Raw genomic sequence first — 16,063 nt, 5'->3', positions numbered from 1 at the left:
ACCACCGCACGGGCCACCTATCAACTCAACTCATCGTGACGCATCAGGGCTGAAAGTCCCGAAAGCCGAGCGTCCGCATCATGGGTTAAAATTCGGCGACCCAGGGTTCAATCGCAAAAGGATAGCCAGAACCAGCCTTTGCTGTCGACCGTCCGGCAGAAATATGGCCGGCCCCGTGGGTTGTCAACGGTGGCGGGAGCGCGGGATCCGGAAAGTCCCCGCGGCGGAAACGGCGGTGTCCGCCTGTCCTGGTTCATGATTTTGACAGAGTTTTCGCGTTGCCAAGACCCCGCGATTGAGCGAGTGTCCGCCGCCCACATCCTCCTCCTGGAGATCAAGGACTTCCCATGACCATCTCATTGCCCGCAACGAAACACTTTCTGCGCGTTCGCCTGGTCTCGTCCGTTCTCGGCGGCTGCCTGGCCGCGGTTCTGCTCGTCGGCACGCCGGTCCACGCGGATGATGCGAATCCCGTGCTGGCAAAAGTGAACGGCTCCGAGATCCGCCAGAGCGACGTCAATCTCGCCGCGGAAGAGCTGGGTCCGAGCCTTGCGCAGATGGATCCGGCGGCCAAGCAGGAGAACGTGCTGTCGTTCCTGATCGACATGAAGATCATCGCCAAGGCCGCCGAGGAAAAGAAGGTCGAAAACAGCGAGGATTTCAAGAAACGGCTCGCCTTCGCCCGCGACCGGCTGCTGATGGACCGGCTTCTGGCGTCCGAGGGCAAGGCCGCGCTCACCGACAGCGCCATGAAGACCGTGTATACGGACGCCTCCAAGCAGATCACCAGCGAACAGGAGGTTCATGCCCGCCACATCCTGGTTCCGACCGAGGAGGAAGCCAAGAAGGTCGAGGAGGAACTGAAGAAAGGCGCGGACTTCGCCGAACTCGCCAAGAAGGAATCCAAGGATCCCGGCGCCTCCGACGGCGGCGATCTCGGTTTCTTCACAAAGGAGCAGATGGTGCCGGATTTCTCGAAGGTCGCCTTCGCGCTGGAGCCCGGCAAGATTTCCGATCCGGTCAAGACCCAGTTCGGCTGGCATATCATCAAGGTCGAGGAAAAACGCGCCCGCAAGGCCCCGGACTTCGATCAGGTCAAGCCACAGATCGAGCAGTTCGTGACCCGGAAAGCGCAGGCGGAGTATGTCGCCAAGCTGCGCGAGACGGCCAAGATCGAACGACTGGACAAACCAGCCGACGACAAGACGAAATCCGCCAAACCAGCCGACGACAAAACGCCGGCGAAGAAGTAAATCTGCGATTTCGTCGTGCGCGGGCTTGACCCGCGCATCCATCTCATTTGATGGATTGCCGGACCACGAGGCAATGACGAGAACGCCATGTCGACCGCCATATCTCCCCTCGCCCCGACCGACGTCCCGGACCTGCCTGAGATCGCAGGCGTTCGACTTGCGACCGCCGCCGCCGGCATCCGCTACAAGGGCCGCACGGACGTGCTGCTGGCGCTGCTGGACGAAGGCACCACGGTGGCCGGCGTGTTCACCAGATCCCGATGTCCGTCGGCGCCGGTCGAATGGTGCCGGGCGCGCCTGAAGGACGGCCATCACGCCAAAGCAGGACTGGCGCTGGTGGTGAATTCCGGCAACGCCAACGCCTTCACCGGCAAGACCGGCCGACAGGCCACCAAACTGACCGCCGGCATCGCCGCCAAGGCGGCCGGCTGCAAGGCGTCGGATATCTATCTCGCCTCAACCGGCGTGATCGGCGAGCCGCTCGACGCCACGAAGTTCAACGGCGTGCTGGAGACGCTGGCGAGCGAAGCTGCCCCTGACCGCTGGATGGACGCGGCGCGCGCCATCATGACCACCGACACCTTTCCCAAGGTCGCAACCGCGCGCGTGAAGCTCGGCAAGGCCGCCGTCACCATCAACGGCATCGCCAAGGGTGCCGGCATGATCGCGCCCGACATGGCAACCATGCTCTCGTTCATCTTCACCGATGCGCCGATTACGGCGACAGCGCTGCAATCGCTTTTGAAAAGCGGGGTCGAGGACACCTTCAACGCGGTCACGATCGACAGCGACACCTCCACCTCCGATACGCTGCTGGCCTTCGCGACCGGAGCCGCGGGCGCCCGCGGCGCGCCGAGAATTTCTCGCGCCGGCGATCCGCGCCTGAAAGCTTTCGTGAAAGCCTTTCACGGGGTGCTGGCCGATCTCGCCGAACAGGTGGCACGCGACGGCGAAGGCGCGCGCAAGCTGGTCGAGGTCATCGTCGAGGGCGCGACCTCGAAGGCTTCGGCGCGAAAAATCGCCAAGTCGATCGCCAACTCACCTCTGGTGAAGACCGCGATCGCCGGCGAGGACGCCAACTGGGGCCGCGTGGTCATGGCGGTCGGCAAGGCCGGCGAGCCGGCCGACCGCGACAAGCTGTCGATCTATTTCAACGGCATTCGAGTCGCCAAAAGCGGCGCGCGGGACCCGTCCTACGACGAGGCGGAGGTCTCGAAAGCCATGAAGAACGACAGGATTCAGATCAAGACGACGCTCGGCCTCGGCAAGGGCCGCGACCGCGTGCTGACCTGCGACCTCACCAAGGAGTATGTCGCGATCAACGGCGATTACAGGTCGTGAAGCTCACGTTGGTCGTCGCCTGCGCGCTGATCGACGCCGACAACCGGGTGCTGATCGCGCAGCGGCCGGAAGGCAAGCAGCTTGCCGGCCTGTGGGAGTTTCCCGGCGGCAAGTTCGAGCCGGGCGAGCGTCCCGAAGAGGCGCTGATTCGTGAGCTGCGCGAGGAGCTCGGCATCGTGACGCAGGAGGGTTGCCTCGCGCCGCTGACCTTCGCGAGCCACGCCTACGAGAGCTTCCATCTGCTGATGCCGCTCTACATCTGCCGGCGCTGGGAAGGCACGGTGACCTCGAAAGAGGGGCAGGCGCTGAAGTGGGTTCGGGCCAACAAGCTTCGCGACTATCCGATGCCGCCCGCGGACATCCCTCTGATTCCGCCGCTGGTCGATCTGTTGATGTAGCCAGAACCTCGTTACGCCGGCCTTGTGCCGGCATCCACGTCTTCCTTTTCGCTGGAAACTCAAGACGTAGATGGCCGGGACGTCTGCGCGAAGACGCCCTTCGCGCTTTTGCCCGGCCATGACGAAACCTTATTCCCGGCCCGGCTTTTCTTTTGAAGTGTTCCTCACCGCATCCTCAAGCCTCGCCTTCGCCGAGCCCGGCTGCAACGGCTTCTGCTGGCTCTCATGCGGAGCCCATCCTGAAAGCCACACGATATCGAAGGTCGCGCGGATACGGCCGTCGGGATCGGTGAAGCGCTCATGATAGATCTGAGCCATGCGTAACAGGGTCGAGCGGCGCAAAGGCGTGCGCCGCCGCGCGGTCAGAACGTTCGTCGCGCCCATGCGGCGCAGGTCACGCATCAGCGCGAAGGCGTCGCCGTAGCGCACTACGACACGATCGACATCCGTCACCGGCAGCGCGAATCCCGCGCGTTGCAGCAGCGCGCCGATATCGCGAAGGTCGGCGAACGGCGCGACGCGCGGCGAGATGCCTCCCTCACACTCCGCCTCGGCCATTGCGAACGCCTGACGCAATTCGGTCAGCGTTTCGCCGCCGATCGTGGCCGCGAGCAGCAATCCGTCCGGCTTCAGGGCCCGGCGGATCTGCACCAACAGGCCGGGAAGATCGTTGACAAACTGGAACGCAAGCCCGGAGACGGCGAGATCAAGAGAATCCGGCGACAGCCTCACCGCTTCGCTCTCGTCAACCGGAAGATCCACCCGCGCAAGCTCCCGAACCCGCACCGAGAGCGCGCCGCGCACCTGATCGCCAGGCGTGCCGATATCCGCCGCGTGCTGAAGATCGCGCAACACGGCGTTCAGCCGCTCCGCCATATCCTCCGCGACGCGATCGAGCAGAAACGGCACGGCTCCCGCTTTGGCCGCGCGTTCCTGCCGCACACGCAGCAAAGCGCGGTCGAACAGAACGGGCGGTAAAGAAGATGAGTCCGGAGCCATGCGGCTTGGTACGCTTTTCGCTCGCCATCCAAAAGGGGCGATTGCAGGTTCGCTTGAGCCTCATCCGCGCCGGCGCTAGCTTCGGGGCATGGAACTCTCGACGGACAATCTGTTTTCGCCACACCCGGCCCGCCTGCTGCGCGGCGCATGGCGCGCGTGCCGCGAGACCATGTCCTATGCGGCACGCACGGCGCTCGACATCGCGCTGCCGACGCTGTGCGTGGCCTGTCGCGAACCGGTCGCCGGCGTCGGCGTCTGCGCCGATTGCTGGACCAAACTGTCGTTCATCGAACGGCCTTATTGTCCCCGCCTCGGAACGCCCTTTGTTTATGATCCGGGTTCCGAGATGCTGTCGATGGAGGCGATCGCCAATCCGCCGGCCTATCAGCGCGCCCGCGCCGCCGTGCGCTATGACGACGTCGCCAAGGTGCTGGTCCATGCATTGAAATATCAGGACCGCACCGATCTCGCGCCGGTGATGGGCCGCTGGATGGCCCGCGCGGGCTCGGGGTTGCTTGACGGCGCCGACCTCCTGATCCCGGTGCCGCTGCACTGGCGGCGCGGCTGGAGCCGCCGCTTCAACCAATCGGGGATGCTGGCGCGCGTTATTGCCCGGCATTCCGGCGTTCCGGTCGCGCCCGACACGCTGCGGCGCATCCGTCCGACCCGGCAACAGGTCAGATTGTCGCGAAATGACCGCGCGCGCAATGTACAGGGCGCGTTCAAGGTGACGGCGGAACGCGCCGGCCATGTCCAGGGTCGCCGCGTCATCCTGATCGACGACGTCCTGACATCCGGCGCCACGGTGGATGCCTGCGCGCGCGTTCTGCTGCGCGCGAAGGCCGCCCAGGTGGACGTGCTGGTCTTCGCGCGGGTTGTCGACACCATGAAAGCCCCCATATAATCGAGCCTCGGCCCGCGAGCCCTGTTCTGTTTTGCGGGCGGAAGGCAAGGACATGAACACCCAGCCCACTTTCGTCGCCGCAATGATCCAGATGCGGAGCGGTCTCCTGCCCGAGCCGAACTTCGAGCAAGGCTCCAGGCTGATCCGCGAAGCGGCGGCGCAGGGCGCTGACTTCGTGCAGACTCCCGAGGTCAGCAACATCATGCAGGCGGATCGCGCCGCACTGTTCGAGCATCTTCGCGCCGAGGACGACGACCGCTCGCTCAGCGGTTATCGCGATCTTGCACGCGAACTGAAAATTCATCTCAACGTCGGCTCGCTGGCATTGCGGCTCACGAAAGAGAAAGCGGTCAACCGTTCGTTCCTGATCGGGCCGTCCGGCGACATCCTCGCGCGCTACGACAAGATTCACATGTTCGATATCGACCTCGATGGCGGCGAAAGCTATCGGGAGTCCGCGAATTACCAGCCGGGCGAGACGGCCGCGATAGCGGACCTGCCGTGGGGCAGGCTGGGCATGACCATCTGCTACGACGTTCGTTTTCCGGCGCTGTATCGCGCGCTGGCCGAAGCCGGCGCGTCTTTCCTCACGGTGCCGGCGGCCTTCACCAGGAAGACCGGCGAAGCGCACTGGCATACCTTGCTGCGCGCCCGCGCGATCGAGAACGGCTGCTTCGTGTTTGCCGCCGCCCAGGCCGGAATGCACGAGAACAACCGCGAAACATTCGGCCATTCGCTGATCGTCGATCCCTGGGGCACGGTTCTGGCCGACGCGGGCGGCGCCGAACCGGGCATCGTGCTGGCGACGATCGATCCGGGTAAAGTCTTGGCCGTGCGCAAGGCCGTGCCCTCGTTGCAGCATGGGCGGCGTTTTTCCCTCGCCGATCATAAGCCGGCAAGCGACCACCTGCATCTTGTGCGAGGCTCGGCATGATCCGCTACAATCTGCGCTGCGAGCAGGGCCACACTTTCGAAAGCTGGTTTCAGAGCTCCTCGTCCTATGACTCGCAGGTCAAACGAAAGCTCGTGACCTGCGCGGTCTGCGGTTCGACCAAGGTCGAGAAGGCGATCATGGCGCCGCAGATTGCCGGATCCAGGAAACGTCGCACGCCGAGGCTCGCAGCCGCCCCCGCATTCACGATCGACGAGCCGCCCGAACGCGGAGGTTCGGCATGATCCGCTACGACCTGCGCTGCGACCGCGGCCACACTTTCGAAAGCTGGTTCCAGAGTTCGTCGGCTTATGATTCTCAGGTCAAGCGCAAGCTCGTGACCTGCGCGGTCTGCGGCTCGGCAAAGGTGGAGAAGGCGATCATGGCGCCGCGAATCGCCGGCTCCAAGAAGCGCCCATCGCGCGCGCCCGCGGACTCATCCATGTCGGCGACGGTGGCGGAGGAACGCGAGCTGCGCGCCGAGCTCAGACAATTGCATGACCACCTTGTCAAGAACGCCGACAATGTCGGCGCGCGATTTCCCAACGAAGCCCGCAAGATGCATTACGGCGATATCGAACATCGCCCGATCTACGGCGAGGCCTCGCCCGAGGAGGCGAAATCGCTGATCGAGGAAGGCGTCGAGGTCGGGTCGCTGCCAGTGCCGCCGGACGACCGGAATTAGAGCATTTTCCGGCGATGACACGAGCAGCCTCATCCCACCGCTTCGGCGACCACCATGTAGTTGACGTCCATGTCGGATGACAGGCTCCATCTGTCCCCGAACGGGCTGTAGACCACGCCGGACTGCTCGGTAATGCCGAGTCCGTTGCGCTCGAAGTGGCGCGCCAGTTCGTCCGGGGTGACGAACTTGTCCCACTGATGCGTGCCGCGCGGCAGCCAGCGCAACACATATTCGGCCGCGACGATGCCCAGTGCAAAGCTCTTCCAGTTGCGGTTGAGGGTCGACGCCGCCATCATCCCGCCCGGCTTCAGCATCGCCGCGCAGCGATCGAGGAACAGCCCGACATCGGCGACATGCTCCACCACCTCCATCGCGAGGATGATGTCGAAGCGCTCCCGGACGTCCATGTCCTCCACGGTGGTGCAGCGATAATCGATCGACAGATGGGCTTTCTCGGCGTGGAGCTTCGCCGCGGCGATATTGGACGCGGAAGGATCGACCCCGATCACCTGCGCGCCAAGCCGCGTGAACGGCTCGCACAGAAGGCCCGCGCCGCAGCCGATGTCGAGCAGCCGCAGGCCCGCCAGACAGTTCAGGCTGCGGGCGTTGCGATCGAACTTGCGGCAGGCGGCGTCGCGGATGAACTGAAGCCGCAGCGGGTTGATCCTGTGCAGCGGCGCCATCTTGCCGGTGGGATCCCACCATTCCTGCGACAACTTCGAGAATTTTTCGATCTCGGCGCGATCGACGGTCGTTCCGGGTGCGGCTGAAGACGCGGCTGAAGAATTCGCGGAAGGATCGACTTGCATGGTCATTGCCGCGCGGCTCCTGTGACGAGATGACGGGGTTCTGGAACAGTATCAGTGGTCACGGTCTCGAACATCCTCGACACGGATAAAGGCGGCCACGGCGATCAGGGGCGAGATCGCGTCGAATCGCAGATACGGGCATGTGGCTCGAATACACCATGGTCGGGACGGTTGCGGAATCGCTGATACGGCACGCTGATCGCGCACGACGTTTACCGGATCGTTCGGCCGCCCGCGGCACGACCGAAAGCCGGGTTGCCTGCCCGCATCCGCGCCGTTATGTATACGCGCCTTCTCGCCCGTGCGTCCCCGCTTTTCGCGCTTCATCGAGCTGGCGTTGTCGTCAGCGAGCTTTTTACCATCCAGCAAGCCTTTTGATTTTCAGCGAGCCTTAATATTCAGCGAGTCTTGGGAACGCACCATCCGTCATGAGCCGGCTTGTGATGAAATTTGGCGGCACCTCCGTCGCCAATCTGGACCGAATCCGCAACGTCGCGCGGCATGTCAAACGCGAGGTCGACGCCGGCCACGACGTCGCGGTGGTGGTGTCGGCGATGGCGGGCAAGACCAACGAGCTGGTGGCATGGTGCAGGGACGCCTCGTCGATGCACGACGCGCGCGAATATGACGCCGTGGTGGCTTCCGGCGAGCAGATCACCTCGGGGCTTCTGGCGATCGCGCTGCAGGCGCTCGGCATTCAGGCGCGCTCATGGCAGGGCTGGCAGATCCCGATCCGGACCAGCGACGCCCACGCCTCGGCCCGCATTCTCGAAATCGACGGCAGCGAACTCATCAGCCGCTTCACGGAGCGCAAGGAGGTTGCCGTGATCGCCGGTTTCCAGGGCATCAGTCCGCAGACCGGCCGGATCACCACGCTCGGCCGGGGCGGCTCCGACACGTCGGCGGTGGCGATCGCCGCCGCCATCCGCGCCGACCGCTGCGACATCTACACCGATGTCGACGGCGTCTATACCACCGATCCGCGGGTGGTTTCGAAAGCGCGCCGGCTCGACAGGATCGCGTTCGAAGACATGCTGGAACTGGCCTCGCAGGGCGCCAAGGTCTTGCAGGTTCGGTCCGTGGAACTCGGCATGACCCAGAACATGCCGATTTTCGTCCGCTCCAGTTTCGATGCGCCCGAGGAGATCGACCCCCATGGCACGCCGCCGGGTACGCTGATCTGCGGCGAGGAGGACATCATGGAAAGCCACGTCGTCACCGGCATCGCCTTCTCCAAGGACGAGGCCCAGATCTCGGTCCGCCAGATCGAGGACAAGCCGGGCGTCGCCGCCTCGATCTTCGTCCCGCTCGCCGACGCCAACATCAACGTCGACATGATCGTCCAGAACGTGTCCGAAGACGGCAAGACCACCGACCTGACATTCACGGTGCCGGCCTCCGACCATGCCCGCGCAAAGGAGACCATCACCCGCGCCAAAGACATGATCGGCTATGCCCGCCTCGACAGCGCCACCGACGTCGCCAAGATCTCGGTGATCGGGTCCGGGATGCGCAGCCATGCGGGCGTCGCGGCGCAGGCATTCAAGGCGCTGTCGGACAAGGGCATCAATATCCGCGCCATCACGACCTCGGAGATCAAATTCTCCTTGCTGATCGATACCGCCTATACCGAACTCGCGGTCAGAACCCTGCATACGCTCTACGGGCTCGATCAGACCTGAGACCGAGGCTCACCGCCGTCCTGGCCACCCTCGACCCGGCGCACCGTCGCCCCGCAAGGCAAAACCGGTATCCACTTTAGCCAGAGCAAGCGCCGACGCCGTTTTCCGGATCGTGCGTTCCCTGACGGCGGGCGTTTTGCTTGGCAAGATGGACGTCGATTGGCTATACGGCGAATGACATGGCCGTTGCGGCTGGGGGCCACGGCTTCAGACAGGCGCGCCACGCTTCTGACACGCCAGAGTCCTTCACCGCTTCATCGAAACGGTGAAAGACTCTATCTTTATGTTTTGACGCGTTTCTTCCCGCGAAGCCCGATTCCACTTCGCTCGAAAACGCTATAAGTCATTGTTTAGGCTTACCCAAAGACAGGTTCGCAAGGGGGAGGGACCGGGATATGCGGAGCGCGTCGAGCGGCCCCCGCGTCTTGTTGAGACGCCTCCGCGAAGTCATGGCGGAGCCGGTCAGCGCGCAGGAGCGTCTCGACAAGATCGTGGTGCTGATCGCCGCCAACATGGTGGCGGAAGTCTGCTCGACCTATGTGCTGCGCGTCGACAATACGCTGGAACTCTACGCGACCGAGGGCCTCAATCGCGACGCCGTGCACCGCACCGTGCTGACCGCGCATGAAGGCCTGGTCGGCCTGGTCGCCAGCGAAGCGACGCCCCTCAATCTGTCGGATGCGCGCAGTCACCCGGCATTCTCGTTCCGCCCGGAAACCGGCGAAGAAATCTACAACTCGTTCCTCGGCGTGCCGATCCTGCGCGCGGGCAACACCCTCGGCGTGCTGGTGGTGCAGAACCGCGCCCGGCGCACCTATGTCGAGGAAGAGGTCGAGGCGCTTCAGACCACGGCGATGGTCCTCGCCGAGATGATAGCTTCCGGCGAACTGGCCGCGCTCGCGCAGCCCGGTCTCGAACCCGCCGCCCGCCACACCATCCACCAGATCGGCGCGATCCTGTCCGACGGCATCGCGCTCGGCCATGTCGTGCTGCACGAACCGCGCATCGTCATCACCAACTACATCGCCGACGACGTGCCAAAGGAAATCCGGCGGCTGGAAACGGCGCTCACCAAGCTGCGCACGGACCTCGACCGCCTGCTGGAGCGCGGCGACGTCGCCGAGGGCGGCGAGCATCGCGACGTGCTCGAAGCCTACCGGATGTTCGCCAATGATCACGGCTGGTCGCACAGGCTGCAGGAGGCGGCCGCGACCGGATTGACCGCCGAGGCCGCTGTCGAGCGCGTGCAATCAGACACGCGCGCGCGAATGTTGCGCTCGACCGATCCTTATTTGCGCGATCGCCTTCATGACCTTGAGGACCTCGGCCACCGCCTGATGCGGCAACTGGTCGGACAGGATCACGCGCCTTCCCGCGAACAGCTCCCGGATAACGCGATCCTGATCGCGCGCGCCATGGGACCCGCGGCCCTGCTGGACTATGACCGCAGGCGGCTGCGCGGACTGGTGCTGGAGGAAGGCACGGCGACCTCGCATGTCGCCATCGTCGCGCGCGCGCTGGGTATTCCCGCCGTCGGCGAGGTGCCGAACGCGGTCGGAATCGCCGATCCCGGCGACGCCATCATCGTCGACGGCACCTCCGGCTCGATTTACCTGCGGCCATCGGCGGAGATTGAATCCGCCTATGCCGAGCGCGTGCGCTTTCGCGCCCGGCGGCAGGCGCAGTATATCGCATTGCGCGACAAGCCCTGCGTCACCAGGGACGGCGAGCCGGTCGATCTCATGATCAATGCGGGCCTCGTGATCGACCTGCCGCATCTGGAGGACACCAATTGCTCCGGCATCGGCCTGTTCCGGACCGAACTGCAATTCATGCTCGGACAGAGTCTGCCGCGCGCAAGCGAGCAGCTTGCGCTGTACCGCAAGGTGCTGGACGCCGCCGGCGACAAGCCGGTGACCTTCCGCACCCTCGATATCGGCGGCGACAAGGCGCTTCCCTACATGGAAGCGGTGGCAGAGGAAAATCCCGCGCTGGGCTGGCGCGCCATCAGGCTCGGGCTCGATCGCCCCGGCCTGCTGCGCGGCCAGATCCGCGCGCTGCTGCGCGCCGGAAGCGGCCGCGCGCTGCGCATCATGTTCCCCATGATCTCGGAAGTCGCCGAATTCGATCAGGCCAAAGCCATCGTCGAGCGCGAACTCACTTATCTGCGCCAGCATGACCACACGCTCCCGGAACGGGTGGACGTCGGCAGCATGGTGGAAGTCCCTGCGCTGTTGTACCAGCTCGACGAATTGTTCGCGAAGGCCGACTTCGTGTCCGTCGGATCGAACGACCTGTTTCAGTTCATGTTCGCGGTCGATCGCGGCAACAGCAAGGTATCGAACCGCTTCGACACGCTCTCTCCCCCGATCCTGCGGGCGCTGCGCGACATCGTTGTCAAGGCGCGGGCGGCGGGCAAGAGCGCCTCGCTGTGCGGGGAAATGGCGTCGCAACCGCTGGGCGCGCTGGCGCTGATCGCGCTCGGCTACCGCTCGCTCTCGCTTTCGGCCACCGCGCACGGTCCGGTCAAGGCCCTGATCCTTGATCTCGATACGAAAAAGGCGGAAGCGGCGATCCTGCCGCTGCTCGAAGCGCCCTCCGGCAGCATTTCCGTCCGCGATAAGCTCAAGGACTTCGCCGACGCCGAGGGGCTACCGCTATGAGCATGCGCTCCTCGCCGTATCTCCGTCCGCAACGAACACGGACGTACCCCTTCTCCCGGCGGGAGAGGACGGGAAGACAGTCTGATGCTGCCTGAAGCCAAACTCGACCTGCTGCTGGCCCGCCACGCCGCGCTCGAAAGCGAGCTGCTGAGCCATGTCAGCGCCGACCGTTACGTCCAGATGACGCGCGAGCTGGCCGAACTCAATCCCATCGTGGATGCCGTGAAGAACTGGCGCGCCGTCACGGCGGAAATCGCGGGAATCGACGCCATGATCGCCGATCCCGCCACGGACGCCGAGATGCGCGCGATGGCGGAAGCCGAACGCCCGGCGCTGGAGGCGCGCAACGACGAACTCATGCAGAAGATCCGCGTCGCGCTGCTGCCGAAGGACGCGATGGACGAACGCAACGTGATGCTCGAAGTCCGCGCCGGTACCGGCGGCGACGAGGCCTCGTTGTTCGCGGGCGATCTGTTTCGGATGTATGAGCGTTTCGCCGCCTTGCAAGGATGGAAAGTGGAGGTGATCTCCGCCAGCGAGGGCACCATGGGTGGCTACAAGGAGATCGTCGCCCAGGTGCAGGGACGCGGCGCCTACGCCAGGATGAAGTTCGAATCCGGCGTGCATCGGGTGCAGCGCGTGCCGGATACCGAAGCGCAGGGACGCGTTCATACCTCGGCGGCCACGGTGGCCGTGCTGCCGGAAGCCGAAGAAGTCGATGTGGATATCAGGCCCGATGACCTGCGCATCGAAACCATGCGCGCCCAGGGCGCGGGAGGCCAGCACGTCAACAAGACCGAATCGGCGATCCGCATCACCCACATCCCGACCGGAATCGTCGTCAGCATGCAGGACAGCCGTTCGCAGCACAAGAATCGCGCCTCGGCGATGAATATCCTGCGCTCCCGCATCTACGACGCCGAGCGGCAGCGCATCAATGCGGCGCGCTCGGCCGACCGCAAGGATCAGGTCGGATCGGGCGACCGTTCCGAGCGCATCCGCACCTACAATTTTCCGCAAGGCCGCGTCACGGATCACCGCATCAACCTGACGCTTTACAAGCTGCCGCAGGTGATCGCCGGCGACGCGCTGCACGAATTGATCGATGCCCTGACCACGGAGCATCAGGCCGCGCAGCTCGCAGCCGAAGGCGGCGCGTGAGTGACACTCAAGCCTCGTCCCGGTGAACGTCTTTATTTTCTCTCCCGGGGAGAGGGAAAGGAAGCAACCCTGTGGCCGACTCATTCGCCGCACAGACAATAGAGAGCATCCGCCGCGCGCTGACGGCGCGCTTCGAAGCCGCCGGAATCGAGAGCGCCGCGCTCGATGCCCGTATGCTCACCGGCGCGGTGCTGGACCTCGACTTGACCGGTCTGATCGCGCAAGGCTTGCGGCAACTCGACGAAGATGATGCGGCGCGGCTCGATGCTTTCGCGCGACGCCGGCTCGCGGGGGAGCCTATCGCGCGCATCCTTGGCACGAAGGAATTCTGGGGGCTGCCGCTGAAGCTGTCGGCGGATACGCTGGTGCCGCGGGCCGACACCGAAACCGTGGTCGAGGCCGCGCTCGGCGTCCTCCGCGCTGAAGGCAGGACGCAGGAGCCGCTTCGCATCGCGGACCTTGGCACCGGCAGCGGCGCGATCCTGCTGGCGTTGCTGACCGAACTGCCGAAAGCCACCGGCGTCGGCACCGACCTCAGCGCGGCGGCGCTCGACACGGCCAGAGCCAATGCGCAAGGCGTCGGCCTCGCGGCGCGCTCGCGCTTTCTGGTCAGCGATTATGCGGATGGCCTGTCAGGTCAATTCGACCTGATCGTCTCGAACCCGCCCTACATCCGCTCGGCCGACATCCCGACGCTGGCGCCGGAGGTGCGCGATCACGATCCGCATCTTGCACTGGACGGCGGCCTCGACGGGCTCGACGCCTATCGCCGGATCGCGCCGCGGGCGGCGGCGCTGCTTGCGGACGGCGGCCTTCTGGTGCTGGAGATCGGGCAAGGCCAGGGCGGCGCCGTCACCCCGCTGGTGAGCGCCGCGGGATTAACGGTCATGGGATCCGTAAGGGCTGACCTCGCGGGTATCGGCCGCGCCGTCGTGGCCGGCAAGATTGCCCTCGGAAAGCCGGATTGAGCCCCCAAAAAAACCACTTGGAATATCCCTCGGGAGCGATTACGTTTTATGCACAACCATCGGTCCCGGGTTTGGCCCCGCAGCCTTGCTGCAGGTGAGTCGGGTTCTCGGACGAGAACCGGCCCGAGTGAACGGTCCCTTGAAGGCAGGTCATATCGAGCGCGATGGCCGAGAGCTGCGCCGCTTGCGACCGCGAAGCGAACGAAAGCCTGATACCGCGCTTGAGGACTCACGCAAGAAAACCTGAGTTTGACATCTCTAGCTGAACGAGCTGCCCGGGCTGGCGCCATGCGCCGGCCGGCGACCCTGGAAACGCGTCTTTGCTATGGAATGAATGGCGCCGATGCGCGCTTGGCCGAGAGCGTTGTCGAGCGAAGCCCTCGGGCTTGTCCCAGGGATGGATACCAGTTCGCGTGAAGAAAACGCGTCAGATCAAGATCCGGGAGCACCGCTTCTGATTCTGTTCAAAAGCGGAAGCTGGAGCATGATCCCGAAAAGTGGAAACCGGTTTTCGGAAAAAATCATGCTCAAACAAAAAGATAAGCGACGAGTCTGATTCAACGCGGTTGAATCGGATTCAACGCGGTTGAAACAAACTCGAGTGGTGTCGCGGGCGGAAATTTTCGCCAGAACGGCAAGCGAAAACTTCAAGGCTGATAACCGAAGGCGGGACATGAGAAACGGTCAGAACAACAACAAGCGGATGCGTAACCGGAATAATAATAACAATAACAACCGGCGCGGCCAGAACCCGATGACGCGGGTGTTCGAATCCAATGGTCCCGACATCAAGATCCGCGGCACTGCCTCTCACGTCGCCGAAAAATACCTCCAACTCGCCCGCGACGCTCGCTCATCCGGCGATCCCGTGGCCGCCGAAAACTACTATCAGCACGCGGAGCATTATTTCCGCCTGATCGCCGCGGCGCAGGAACAGTTCCGCCAGAGCCAGCCGCAGCAGCAGCCGCGAATCGACGTCGAAGCCACGGATGAGGCGGGTGAGGACGACAGCGAAAGCTTCTCGAATTTTGGAGCGGAGCCGGGTTTCGTCCCGGTTCAGCAACCGCGCGATCACCATCATCGCGAAGCGCAACCCTACCAGCGCGATCAGCAGCAACCTCGGGAATACCGTCAACCGCAGCCGGTGATACAACCCGCCGACAATGGCGGCGTCGACCGCCTCCCATCATTCATCACGGGATCGCAGCCACAGGTGAACGGCGGCCGGTCGGATAGCAACGGCCATCAGGGCGGCGAGCGCAACGACCGCTTCCCCCCGCGCCGCCGCCGCCGTCCGCATAACCCGCGCCCTGAAAGCATGGCTCAGCCGCCGGCTCCGAGCGAGGATTTCAATCCCGGCAACGAGTAGCTGTTCATTTCACCCTTTTCTCGCGCGGGTGAAAACGCCGATCACTCCTCGGCGTTATAGGAGGACGGTGCGAGCGTGGGCTGCAATACCGGGATCAGCCGGCTGTGCTCCCGTTTCGCGGCGATGGGCCGGTAAACCTGCTTGGTGGCCTCGACGAGGTGAACGCCAGCAAACGGCAGGGACAGCGCCGCGCCGATGCGTTCCCACACCGCCGCGGAGCGCAGGAACCAGCCGCCATTGATCGGCGGCACGAACAGCGCCTCGCCCCAGGCGGACGGAGTGAACCATGTCTGCCGCAGCAGCTGAGTGATCTGGGAGCGTGAGTAAGGCTGGCCGTGGCCGAACGGCGTTACATCGGTTCGGGTCCAGATGCCGCGGCGATTGGGAACGATCACCATCATCCGGCCCGATGGCGAGAGAACGCGCCACACCTCGCGCAACAGACTTTCCGGATCGTCCGACATTTCCAGCGCATGAACCAGCAGGATCCGGTCTGCAACCGCATCCCGCAACGGCAATGAAAACTCGTCGACCAGGGTCGCCAGCGCCGGCCGCGCGGTCGGCCATTTCAGGACACCCTGAGCCGCCGGCATCAAGGCGATACACCGCTCGCACTCCTCGCGGAACAGGCCGAGGTAAGGGGTCGGATAGCCAAGGCCGGCCACGCACTGCCCCTTCATGTTCGGCCAGTGCGCATGAATGGCGCGACTGATCAGCCGCCGGGCCACGACGCCGAGACGCTGCGAGTAGAAGTCACGAAGGTCGATGACGTCGATCGCCATGTCCACAATCTACCATGTCGCCGGCAACTCAGGCACCCCTGCCCGGCCTAATTGGCGCCATCGTAACCGGCGTTAACGGCTTGTTTCACCACGAAATCGCCTATGCTATAGCGATTCC

The 16,063-nt window shown here is 64.4% G+C and carries 15 protein-coding genes and 1 pseudogene; 13 read left to right on the top strand and 3 right to left on the bottom strand.

The features are described 5' to 3' along the window. Nucleotides 1–347: 347 nt before the first annotated feature. The 3 genes from NWI_RS02015 to mutT all read left to right on the top strand — a co-directional run bounded on the left by NWI_RS02015 (nucleotide 348) and on the right by mutT (nucleotide 2,992). On the top strand, nucleotides 348–1,253 hold the full coding sequence (locus tag NWI_RS02015; RefSeq protein WP_011313720.1) for a peptidylprolyl isomerase: 906 nt from the start codon (nucleotides 348–350) through the stop codon (nucleotides 1,251–1,253). Nucleotides 1,254–1,340: 87 nt separating this feature from the next. Further along, nucleotides 1,341–2,594, top strand: coding sequence for a bifunctional glutamate N-acetyltransferase/amino-acid acetyltransferase ArgJ (gene argJ / locus NWI_RS02010; protein ID WP_011313719.1), 1,254 nt, complete (start codon nucleotides 1,341–1,343; stop codon nucleotides 2,592–2,594). Next, on the top strand, nucleotides 2,591–2,992 hold the full coding sequence (gene mutT, locus NWI_RS02005; protein WP_041344661.1) for an 8-oxo-dGTP diphosphatase MutT: 402 nt from the start codon (nucleotides 2,591–2,593) through the stop codon (nucleotides 2,990–2,992). Before argJ ends, mutT begins: the two co-directional genes overlap by 4 nt. Before the next feature lie 129 nt (nucleotides 2,993–3,121). On the opposite strand, the gene NWI_RS02000 is transcribed toward mutT, so the two are convergent. Further along, a complete protein-coding gene (locus NWI_RS02000) occupies nucleotides 3,122–3,991 on the bottom strand; it encodes a methyltransferase domain-containing protein (RefSeq protein ID WP_011313717.1) in 870 nt (289 codons plus the stop codon). Nucleotides 3,992–4,079: 88 nt separating this feature from the next. Between NWI_RS02000 and NWI_RS01995 the strand changes: the two genes are divergently transcribed. The 4 genes and pseudogenes from NWI_RS01995 to NWI_RS01980 all read left to right on the top strand — a co-directional run bounded on the left by NWI_RS01995 (nucleotide 4,080) and on the right by NWI_RS01980 (nucleotide 6,511). Beyond that, on the top strand, nucleotides 4,080–4,895 hold the full coding sequence (locus NWI_RS01995) for a ComF family protein (protein WP_011313716.1): 816 nt from the start codon (nucleotides 4,080–4,082) through the stop codon (nucleotides 4,893–4,895). Between the two features lie 52 nt (nucleotides 4,896–4,947). Continuing rightward, nucleotides 4,948–5,829 (top strand): carbon-nitrogen hydrolase family protein, encoded by an 882-nt coding sequence (locus NWI_RS01990; RefSeq protein ID WP_041344659.1) that lies wholly within the window; start codon nucleotides 4,948–4,950, stop codon nucleotides 5,827–5,829. Beyond that, nucleotides 5,826–6,029: pseudogene (locus tag NWI_RS18500) on the top strand (DUF1178 family protein); the annotation flags it as partial. The gene NWI_RS01990 and the pseudogene NWI_RS18500, both read left to right, overlap by 4 nt. A 38-nt stretch (nucleotides 6,030–6,067) precedes the next feature. Next, the gene (locus tag NWI_RS01980; RefSeq protein ID WP_011313713.1) at nucleotides 6,068–6,511 is read left to right on the top strand and encodes a DUF1178 family protein; all 444 of its coding nucleotides are present in this window, start codon (nucleotides 6,068–6,070) and stop codon (nucleotides 6,509–6,511) included. Between the two features lie 29 nt (nucleotides 6,512–6,540). On the opposite strand, the gene ubiG is transcribed toward NWI_RS01980, so the two are convergent. Next, nucleotides 6,541–7,326: a bifunctional 2-polyprenyl-6-hydroxyphenol methylase/3-demethylubiquinol 3-O-methyltransferase UbiG gene (gene ubiG / locus NWI_RS01975; protein WP_011313712.1), complete on the bottom strand. Its 786-nt coding sequence runs from the start codon at nucleotides 7,324–7,326 to the stop codon at nucleotides 6,541–6,543. Between the two features lie 422 nt (nucleotides 7,327–7,748). Here ubiG and NWI_RS01970 point away from each other — a divergent pair, with 422 nt between their 5' ends. From NWI_RS01970 to NWI_RS01950, 6 genes are all read left to right on the top strand, one after another. Continuing rightward, nucleotides 7,749–9,002 (top strand): aspartate kinase, encoded by a 1,254-nt coding sequence (locus NWI_RS01970; protein WP_011313710.1) that lies wholly within the window; start codon nucleotides 7,749–7,751, stop codon nucleotides 9,000–9,002. Nucleotides 9,003–9,397: 395 nt separating this feature from the next. Then, nucleotides 9,398–11,665, top strand: a complete 2,268-nt coding sequence (ptsP, locus tag NWI_RS01965; protein WP_011313709.1) for a phosphoenolpyruvate--protein phosphotransferase — start codon at nucleotides 9,398–9,400, stop codon at nucleotides 11,663–11,665. 84 nt (nucleotides 11,666–11,749) lie between these two features. Further along, nucleotides 11,750–12,826, top strand: a complete 1,077-nt coding sequence (gene prfA, locus NWI_RS01960) for a peptide chain release factor 1 (protein WP_011313708.1) — start codon at nucleotides 11,750–11,752, stop codon at nucleotides 12,824–12,826. 71 nt (nucleotides 12,827–12,897) lie between these two features. Further along, nucleotides 12,898–13,794 carry a peptide chain release factor N(5)-glutamine methyltransferase gene (gene prmC / locus NWI_RS01955; protein ID WP_011313707.1) on the top strand — a complete coding sequence of 299 codons (897 nt, stop codon included), beginning with the start codon at nucleotides 12,898–12,900 and terminating at the stop codon, nucleotides 13,792–13,794. Nucleotides 13,795–14,128: 334 nt separating this feature from the next. Then, nucleotides 14,129–14,350: a hypothetical protein gene (locus tag NWI_RS17380; RefSeq protein WP_148203755.1), complete on the top strand. Its 222-nt coding sequence runs from the start codon at nucleotides 14,129–14,131 to the stop codon at nucleotides 14,348–14,350. Between the two features lie 117 nt (nucleotides 14,351–14,467). Then, nucleotides 14,468–15,163: a DUF4167 domain-containing protein gene (locus tag NWI_RS01950; RefSeq protein WP_011313706.1), complete on the top strand. Its 696-nt coding sequence runs from the start codon at nucleotides 14,468–14,470 to the stop codon at nucleotides 15,161–15,163. A gap of 41 nt (nucleotides 15,164–15,204) precedes the next feature. On the opposite strand, the gene NWI_RS01945 is transcribed toward NWI_RS01950, so the two are convergent. Then, entirely contained in the window at nucleotides 15,205–15,945 is a 741-nt protein-coding gene (locus NWI_RS01945) for a methyltransferase domain-containing protein (RefSeq protein WP_011313705.1), read from the bottom strand. Nucleotides 15,946–16,063: the final 118 nt, after the last annotated feature.

The sequence above is a fragment of the Nitrobacter winogradskyi Nb-255 genome (assembly GCF_000012725.1).
GTDB classification, from domain to species: Bacteria; Pseudomonadota; Alphaproteobacteria; order Rhizobiales; family Xanthobacteraceae; genus Nitrobacter; species Nitrobacter winogradskyi.
The sequence above is the reverse complement of the archived record's forward strand: the minus strand, read 5'-3'. Positions and strand labels throughout refer to the sequence as shown.

What these genes read in the sequence shown, in the direction of transcription:
- NWI_RS02015 (WP_011313720.1), top strand. Translation starts at nt 348, where the DNA reads ATGACCATCTCATTGCCCGCAACGAAACACTTTCTGCGCGTTCGCCTG.
- argJ (WP_011313719.1), top strand. Translation starts at nt 1,341, where the DNA reads ATGTCGACCGCCATATCTCCCCTCGCCCCGACCGACGTCCCGGACCTG.
- NWI_RS02000 (WP_011313717.1), bottom strand. Translation starts at nt 3,991, where the DNA reads ATGGCTCCGGACTCATCTTCTTTACCGCCCGTTCTGTTCGACCGCGCT.
- NWI_RS01995 (WP_011313716.1), top strand. Translation starts at nt 4,080, where the DNA reads ATGGAACTCTCGACGGACAATCTGTTTTCGCCACACCCGGCCCGCCTG.
- NWI_RS01990 (WP_041344659.1), top strand. Translation starts at nt 4,948, where the DNA reads ATGAACACCCAGCCCACTTTCGTCGCCGCAATGATCCAGATGCGGAGC.
- NWI_RS01980 (WP_011313713.1), top strand. Translation starts at nt 6,068, where the DNA reads ATGATCCGCTACGACCTGCGCTGCGACCGCGGCCACACTTTCGAAAGC.
- ubiG (WP_011313712.1), bottom strand. Translation starts at nt 7,326, where the DNA reads ATGACCATGCAAGTCGATCCTTCCGCGAATTCTTCAGCCGCGTCTTCA.
- NWI_RS01970 (WP_011313710.1), top strand. Translation starts at nt 7,749, where the DNA reads ATGAGCCGGCTTGTGATGAAATTTGGCGGCACCTCCGTCGCCAATCTG.
- ptsP (WP_011313709.1), top strand. Translation starts at nt 9,398, where the DNA reads ATGCGGAGCGCGTCGAGCGGCCCCCGCGTCTTGTTGAGACGCCTCCGC.
- prfA (WP_011313708.1), top strand. Translation starts at nt 11,750, where the DNA reads ATGCTGCCTGAAGCCAAACTCGACCTGCTGCTGGCCCGCCACGCCGCG.
- NWI_RS17380 (WP_148203755.1), top strand. Translation starts at nt 14,129, where the DNA reads ATGGCGCCGATGCGCGCTTGGCCGAGAGCGTTGTCGAGCGAAGCCCTC.
- NWI_RS01950 (WP_011313706.1), top strand. Translation starts at nt 14,468, where the DNA reads ATGAGAAACGGTCAGAACAACAACAAGCGGATGCGTAACCGGAATAAT.
- NWI_RS01945 (WP_011313705.1), bottom strand. Translation starts at nt 15,945, where the DNA reads ATGGCGATCGACGTCATCGACCTTCGTGACTTCTACTCGCAGCGTCTC.